We start from the raw sequence: 6,633 nt of genomic DNA, 5'->3' as shown, positions 1-6,633 counted from the left end.
CTAGGGGGCGTGTTCGGACACGGGACTTTCGGCGGATCGTTCCGGGCGTCCCGCCGTGCCGGCATGGCCGCCATGTACTCCGACCGCGCCCTGGTCATCGGCGCCGGCTTCGCGGGGCTGCTGGCGGCGAGGGTGCTGTCCGAGTCGTACGGCGACGTCGTCGTGGTGGAACGGGACCGGCTCACCGCGGACACCCGGCACCGGCCGGGCCTCCCCCAGGCGCACCACGCGCACACCCTGCCGGCACGCGGCGCCGAGGTGCTGGACGCGCTCCTCCCCCGGTTCGGTGCCGAGCTGGAGAACGCGGGCGCGGTCCGCGCGGACGTCGGCAGCGACCACCTCGTCCGCTTCCCCACCGGCTGGGCGCCACGCGACCACCTCGGCCTGAGCGTGCTCTCGGCGACGCGGGTGACGATCGAGCGGACCGTCAGGAGGCGCGTGCTGAAGCTCCCGAACGTGTCCCTCGTGGACGGTGTCGCGGTGGAGGGCCTGCTCAACGACCGCGGCACGGTCACCGGCGTGCGCGGCGTGCGCGGCGACGGCCCGTTCACCGACTACGCCGACCTGGTGGTCGACGCGTCCGGCAACGCGGGCAAGCTCGTGTCCTGGCTCGCGGAGCACGGCGTGCACCGCCCGGCACCGTTGATCGTCAACAGCCGCGCCTCCTGCGCTTCGCGCCTCTACCACGTCAACGCCGACCTGAGGCTCGACTGGAAAACGGCACGCGAGACCACGTGGGCGCCCGGACGACGACGCGGCGGCGCAGTGTCCGAAGTGACGGATGCCTGTGGTTCGTGACGCTGATCGGCGCGGACGACGACGCGGCGCCGACGGACGAGGACGGGTTCGCCGAGCACGCCGCGACCCTGGAGTGCCAGGACATCGCGGAGATCGTCAAGACCGCCACCCCGGCGTCACCGATCCACCGCTCCACCACCCTGTACAGCCGCTGGAACCGCTTCCACCAGGTCCCGGACTGGCCGCGCGGGCTGCTCGCGCTCGGCGACGCCGTGGTCTCGCTCAACCCCGTCCACGACCACGGCATGACGCTCGCCGCCCTCACCTGCGCCGACCTGCGCCACCTGCTGCGCGACCACGACCTGGCCAAGGACCCCCTGCTGTTCCAGCGCGCGGTCGCCAGGGCGGCACAGGTCCCGTGGACCTCGGTGACGACCGCCGACCTCGGCTGGAGCGCCAGGAAGATCCCGCTGCGCACGCGGTGGCGGCAGTGGTACGCGCGGCGCGTGGCCAAGGCCGTTCCCGGCAACAAGCGGGTCTACCGCGCGTACGTCCGCGTCGCGCAGATGGCCGACCACCCCGCGAAACTGTTCACACCGGCGGTCTTGTGGCGTGCGCTCAGCGGATCGCGCCCTCGGGCCACAGCACGGTGACCGGCACACCCCGCGACCGCGCGTAGGCGACCACGTCGGCCGTTCCGCCGGGACCACGGCCGGGCTGCCCGTCCCACACGGCGAGCAACGAGTCGGACTCGTCGACCATCCGCTTGCCCGCCTCCATGTAGGCGTGCGGGTCGGGCGTGACGTACGGCAGTTGCACAACCTTGCCGGCGCAGGCCAGCAACCGGTCGAAGACGGGCCGGTAGTGCTCGGGCAACGTCTCGCGGTACCTCGACGCCGGCAGCACGGCGACGAGAGACCCGCCCACGTCCAGCACCGCCTGCGCGAACACGGCGTCCGCCCCGTCCGCCAGGCACGACACGCCCACGACGTCGCCGTTCCCCGCGACCGCGTCCCGGATCATGCGGTCGACCCGCGCCTCCAGGTCGGAGGAGAGACCGCGGTGTCCGGTGATGGCGAGCTGCATCTGGGCAGAATAGGTGGTCGGAGCGGTGGTCAGCTGTGATTCCGCTCCGCGATCGACAGGTAGTGCGTGTTCGTCATGACGCCGAGGATGTTGCCGAACGGGTCGACCACCGACGCCGTCACGAACCCCTCCCCGCGCACCCGCGGTTCGTCGTGCACCGCGGCGCCGAGCTCCTTGAGCCTCACCAGCGTCGCCTCGAGGTCGTCGACCGCCCAGTAGACGATCTCGCCCGCCGGCCCGTCCGACGGCGTCACCTCGAACAGGCGGTGCACGATCCCCAGTTCGGCCTCGTAGTCGCCGATCCGGAACTCGACGTACGCCAGCAGGCCGTCCGGGGTGCTGCGCTCGAAGTACGCGTCGACGCCGAGGAACGACGCGTACCAGGCACGGGCCTCCGCGACGTCGTCGGCGAAGTAGGACACGGTCGACATTCCTCGCAACACAACTGCCTCCAGGACTCACTTAGTCGTTGTGTTTTCAGCTTCGGCCGTAAAGTGCTCATCTAGTGAGCACTTTCAGCGGAAACCTGGAGAAATGCGCGCAGACCGACTCGTCGCCACGTTGTTGCTGATGCAGGCCCGCGGTCGGATCACGGCCGCTGAGCTGGCGGAAGAGCTGGAGGTCTCCCTCGTCACCGCCCGCCGTGACCTGGGAGCGCTTTCCGCGGCGGGGGTGCCGGTCTACCCGCAACCCGGCCGGGGCGGCGGCTGGTCGTTGGTCGGCGGCGCGCGCACGGACCTCAGTGGGCTCACCTCAGCGGAAGCACAGGCGTTGTTTCTCATCGCAGGCCCGGCCGCGTCCGTGGCGCCACAGGTCAAGTCGGCGTTGAGAAAGCTCGTACGCGCGCTGCCGCAGACCTTCCGCGCCGATGCCGAGGCCGCCGCCGAAGCGACGATCATCGACACCTCCGCGTGGGGCGAGGACGTCAAGGAACGGCCCGGTCTGGTGGCGACGCTGCACACGGCCGTGGTGAAGCAGCTCAGGGTGCGGCTGACCTACCAGAAACGGGGCCAGGCCCCGGACGGGCGCGTGGTCGACCCGTGGGGACTCGTCGACAAGGACGGCACCTGGTACTTCATCGCGGGCACCCGGGACGGCCGGCGCACGTTCCGGCTCGACCGCATCCTGGGCGCCACGCTCACCGGCACCCCCTCCACCCGGCCGCCCGACTTCGAGCTGGCGGGCGAGTGGGACGAGGTCGTCACCGCGGTCGAGCGACGGCGTTCGGCGACGGCGGCGATCATCCTGGTGCCGACGCGGTTCCTCGACGTCTTCCGGCACCAGCACGGCCGCCACTGCACGGTCGTCGAGGAGGTCGGCGACCAGACGAAGGTCGAGCTGACAGCGCCCCGTCCGCTCGACATCGCCCGCAACGTCGCCGGGTGGGGCGCCCTGGTCACCGTCGAGTCGCCCGAGGTCCGCGACCACCTCGCCCGCATCGGCGAGGAGCTCGTCAGCCGATACCGGCCTGCTTCTCCAGCCGGTCCAGCCGGGACATGATCATCTGCAGGACCTTCGCCGCGTCCGGGGTCGCCGCCTGCTGCTTCTGCACGTGGATGATGCCGGCCAGAGCGGTCTGCACAGCCCGCCGCGTGCCCTTGAGGTCCGCGCCGAGCGAGCGCAGCAGCTCGCCGCCCTCGCCGTCCGGTTCGGCCACGATCCCGAGCAGCAGGTGCTCACAGCCCACGTAGTTGTGCCCGAGCGCGATCGCCTCGACGACCGCCAGCTCCAGCGCGTTCACCGCGTCGGGCGCGAAGCCGGATCCTTCGAGCGTCGCGGGGTCGAAGCGCACCGCCTGCGGGTCGATGTCGATGGCGCGCAACACGTCCAGCGCCAGGTTGCCGCCCTCGTCGACGAGCGCCCGCGCCAGCTCCGCGGTCGTGACCACCGGCGACTCGGCGGCGAGCCGGAGCACGGTGCGTAAGCGTTGCGTGAGCTGGGAACCCCTTTCCCCGTCCAGGTCGGCGACGGTGAGACCTCGCACGGCGGTGAGCCGTTTGACGGAAACCTCCAACGCGCGCTGACAAATCGCGGAGACCGGAAGGGCGAGTTCCTTGACCGTTTCGGCCAGGTCATCGGGCAGGTAGACGTTGATTTTAGGCATAACCCCATCTATACCCCCATATAGGGTTATGGTCAACGACAACCGCGGCAACCGTCACACTTGTGAGTGATCAGAGGGGACGGGAACAGGCGTGGAGGAGAGCAGCAGGCTCGTTGCGAGCCGCTACCGGTTGAGGCAGAAGGTCGGCCAAGGTGCGATGGGAGTCGTCTGGCAGGCCTATGACGAGCAGCTTCACCGCGTGGTGGCGGCCAAGGAGCTGCTCGCACTGGACGGTCTCGACGACGTGAGGATCGCGCGTGCCAAGGCGAGGGCCATGCGCGAGGCCCGCCTCGCCGCCCGTCTCGAGCACCCGAACGCCATCCGCGTCTACGACGTCGTGGAGGAGGACGGTCAGCCCTGGCTGATCATGGAGTACCTCCCCTCCCGCAGCCTCGCCGCCGTGATCAACGAGCAGGGCACCCTGCCGCCGCGCGAGGTCGCGCGCATCGGGTGCTACACCGCCGCCGCACTGGCCGCCGCGCACCGTCACGGCATCCAGCACCGCGACGTGAAGCCCGGCAACGTCCTGATCGGCGACCAGGAAGTCAAGATCACGGACTTCGGCATCTCGCGCGCCACCGACGAGGACGCGACCGCCACCGCGACGGGGACCGTGGGCACGCCCGCGTTCTTCTCCCCCGAGGTCGCGCGCGGCGAGGACGCCGGTCTGGCGTCGGACGTCTTCTCGCTCGGCGCCACGCTCTACAACGCCGTCGAGGGCGGCCCGCCGTTCGGCACCGCCGACAACAACATCGCGATGCTGCACCGCGTCGCGAGCGGCTCGATCATGCCGCCGGCCAACGCCGGTCCGCTGCTCGCCCCCGTGCTGTTCCGCCTGCTGTCCAACGAGCCCGAGCGCCGGCCGACCATGGAGGAGGCCGTCCACCTGCTCGCCGCGGTGGTGAACGACTCGCCGAAGGGGTCGGAGGCGACGGTGGTCATCCCCTCGACCGTCGAGCTGCCGGTCGAGGCCCAGCCGGGTGAGAAGGCGAAGAAGGGCGCGGGAACGGCCGCGGCCGGACTCGTCGCGGGTGCCGCTGCCGCCGAGGCCGCGGGGCTGACCGCTCGGCCGGCGAAGCCCGAGGTGGCGGAGGAACCCGCCGCCCCGGAACCCACTGCTCCGGAACCCGCCGTTCTGGAACCCGCCGCGGAGGAACCGGCGCCCGTCGAGGAGCCGGCGGCCGAGGAGAAGACCACTGCCGCGGCGGAGCCCGCGGCACCGGTGGAACCCTCACCCGGCCCCGCGACACCCGTGCTCGCGACTCCCGCCCGGGAGGTGACGCCCGCGGCCGCACCGCCGGTGCCTCCCACGCCGGCGCCGCCCGCGGAGGCCGAGGAGAAGCGCCGCAAGTTCCCGCTCGTCCCGATCGCGATCGTCCTGCTCGTGCTGGCGGTGGGCGTCGGCTCGTTCCTGCTGTGGCCCAAGGGCGAGAAGAACGACCAGGCGAACAACACCCCGGCGTCGAGCGGCACCTCCAACGCGAACCCGCCGGCCACGAGCCAGTCCGAGACGCGGTCCCAGCCGACGACCACGTCGGAGACCACGACCCAGACGCCCCCCGAGACCCAGGCGAACCCCCCGGCCAGCACCCCCGGCCAGGGCCAGCCGCAGCCTCCGGCGGGACCGAAGAACGCCCAGGAAGCGCTCACCGCCTACTACGGGTTGATCCCCGGCGACCTGCCGACCGGCTGGACGCTGCTCACCGACTCGTTCAAGGCGGGGCGCGGGCTGACCTACGAGGGTTACCAGTCGTTCTGGCGCAACTACACCTCGGTGCAGGTCTCGAACTTCGTGCCGCAGGGCGACCTCGCCGTCACCGCGACCCTGCAGTACATGCAGGGGTCGAGCGTCGTGGAGACGGCGACGCACACGTTCACGTTCGTGCAGCAGAACGGCAAGTGGCTGATCAACAGTCAGGCATGATCATCCTATGACCCGACATGCACTCGTCACCGGCGCCTCCCGCGGCATCGGCGCCGCCATCGCCCACGCCCTCGCGGACAGCGGCCACCAGGTGGCCGTCCACTACCGCTCCGGCGCCGCCGAGGCGCAGGCCGTCGCCGGCTCGCTTCCCGGCGGCGGCCACGTCACCGTCCAGGGCGACCTCGGCGCGGACCAGGCCGGGCAGGTCGTGGCCGAGGCTGTCGAGAAGCTCGGCGGACTCGACGTCCTCGTCAACAACGCGGGCATCTACTTCCACCACCCGATCGCCGCGACGAGCTTCGACGAGTGGCAGCAGGCCTGGCGCCGCACGATCGAGCTCAACCTGTACGGCCCCGCCGACCTCACGTGGCACGCCGTCCGCCACATGACCGCCGGGGCGCGGATCATCAACGTCGGGTCGCGCGGCGCCTACCGCGGTGAGCCCGACGCTCCCGCGTACGGCGCGGCGAAGGCCGGTCTGCACGCGATGACCCAGTCGCTCGCCCAGTCCCTCGCCCCGCAGGGCATCGCGGTAGCCGGTGTCGCGCCGGGGTTCGTCCGCACCGAGATGGTCACCGATCTGCTCGCCGGGGAGGCAGGCGACGCGATCAGGGCGCAGAGCCCGTTCGGGCGGGTGGCCGAGCCCGAGGAGGTGGCCGCGGCGGTCGCCTTCCTCGCGAGTCCGGCCGCGACCTGGGCCAGCGGCACGATCATGGATGTGAACGGGGCCTCCTACCTGCGCTGACGTGCGACCGGTCGACCGGAACCAGTTCCGGTCCCC

At 71.6% G+C, this 6,633-nt stretch carries 8 protein-coding genes; 5 read left to right on the top strand and 3 right to left on the bottom strand.

The features are described from left to right. Positions 1-798 (top strand): FAD-dependent oxidoreductase (locus tag VM306_RS01405; RefSeq protein WP_325510349.1); only part of this gene is annotated, 798 nt, incomplete at its 5' end. After that, complete coding sequence (locus VM306_RS01400) at positions 795-1,391, top strand: hypothetical protein (protein ID WP_325510348.1); 597 nt, start codon at positions 795-797, stop codon at positions 1,389-1,391. The genes VM306_RS01405 and VM306_RS01400, both read left to right, overlap by 4 nt. Here the strand turns inward: VM306_RS01400 and VM306_RS01395 are convergent. Both VM306_RS01395 and VM306_RS01390 read right to left on the bottom strand, forming a co-directional pair. Further along, positions 1,357-1,824 carry a hypothetical protein gene (locus VM306_RS01395; protein ID WP_325510347.1) on the bottom strand — a complete coding sequence of 156 codons (468 nt, stop codon included), beginning with the start codon at positions 1,822-1,824 and terminating at the stop codon, positions 1,357-1,359. The genes VM306_RS01400 and VM306_RS01395 overlap by 35 nt on opposite strands. Before the next feature lie 29 nt (positions 1,825-1,853). Beyond that, positions 1,854-2,255, bottom strand: coding sequence for a VOC family protein (locus VM306_RS01390; protein ID WP_325510346.1), 402 nt, complete (start codon positions 2,253-2,255; stop codon positions 1,854-1,856). 103 nt (positions 2,256-2,358) lie between these two features. Here VM306_RS01390 and VM306_RS01385 point away from each other — a divergent pair, with 103 nt between their 5' ends. After that, on the top strand, positions 2,359-3,324 hold the full coding sequence (locus VM306_RS01385) for a helix-turn-helix transcriptional regulator (protein WP_325510345.1): 966 nt from the start codon (positions 2,359-2,361) through the stop codon (positions 3,322-3,324). On the opposite strand, the gene VM306_RS01380 is transcribed toward VM306_RS01385, so the two are convergent. After that, positions 3,278-3,928 carry a Clp protease N-terminal domain-containing protein gene (locus VM306_RS01380; RefSeq protein WP_325510344.1) on the bottom strand — a complete coding sequence of 217 codons (651 nt, stop codon included), beginning with the start codon at positions 3,926-3,928 and terminating at the stop codon, positions 3,278-3,280. The genes VM306_RS01385 and VM306_RS01380 overlap by 47 nt on opposite strands. A gap of 91 nt (positions 3,929-4,019) precedes the next feature. On the opposite strand from VM306_RS01380, the gene VM306_RS01375 reads away from it, so the two are divergent. Further along, complete coding sequence (locus VM306_RS01375) at positions 4,020-5,852, top strand: protein kinase domain-containing protein (RefSeq protein WP_325510343.1); 1,833 nt, start codon at positions 4,020-4,022, stop codon at positions 5,850-5,852. A gap of 7 nt (positions 5,853-5,859) precedes the next feature. Beyond that, on the top strand, positions 5,860-6,597 hold the full coding sequence (locus VM306_RS01370) for an SDR family NAD(P)-dependent oxidoreductase (protein WP_325510342.1): 738 nt from the start codon (positions 5,860-5,862) through the stop codon (positions 6,595-6,597). Positions 6,598-6,633: the final 36 nt, after the last annotated feature.

The sequence above is a fragment of the Lentzea sp. genome, assembly GCF_035525475.1.
GTDB lineage: Bacteria > Actinomycetota > Actinomycetes > Mycobacteriales > Pseudonocardiaceae > Lentzea.
Note: the sequence above shows the minus strand (reverse complement) of the source record. Positions and strands in the feature narration are given on the sequence as shown.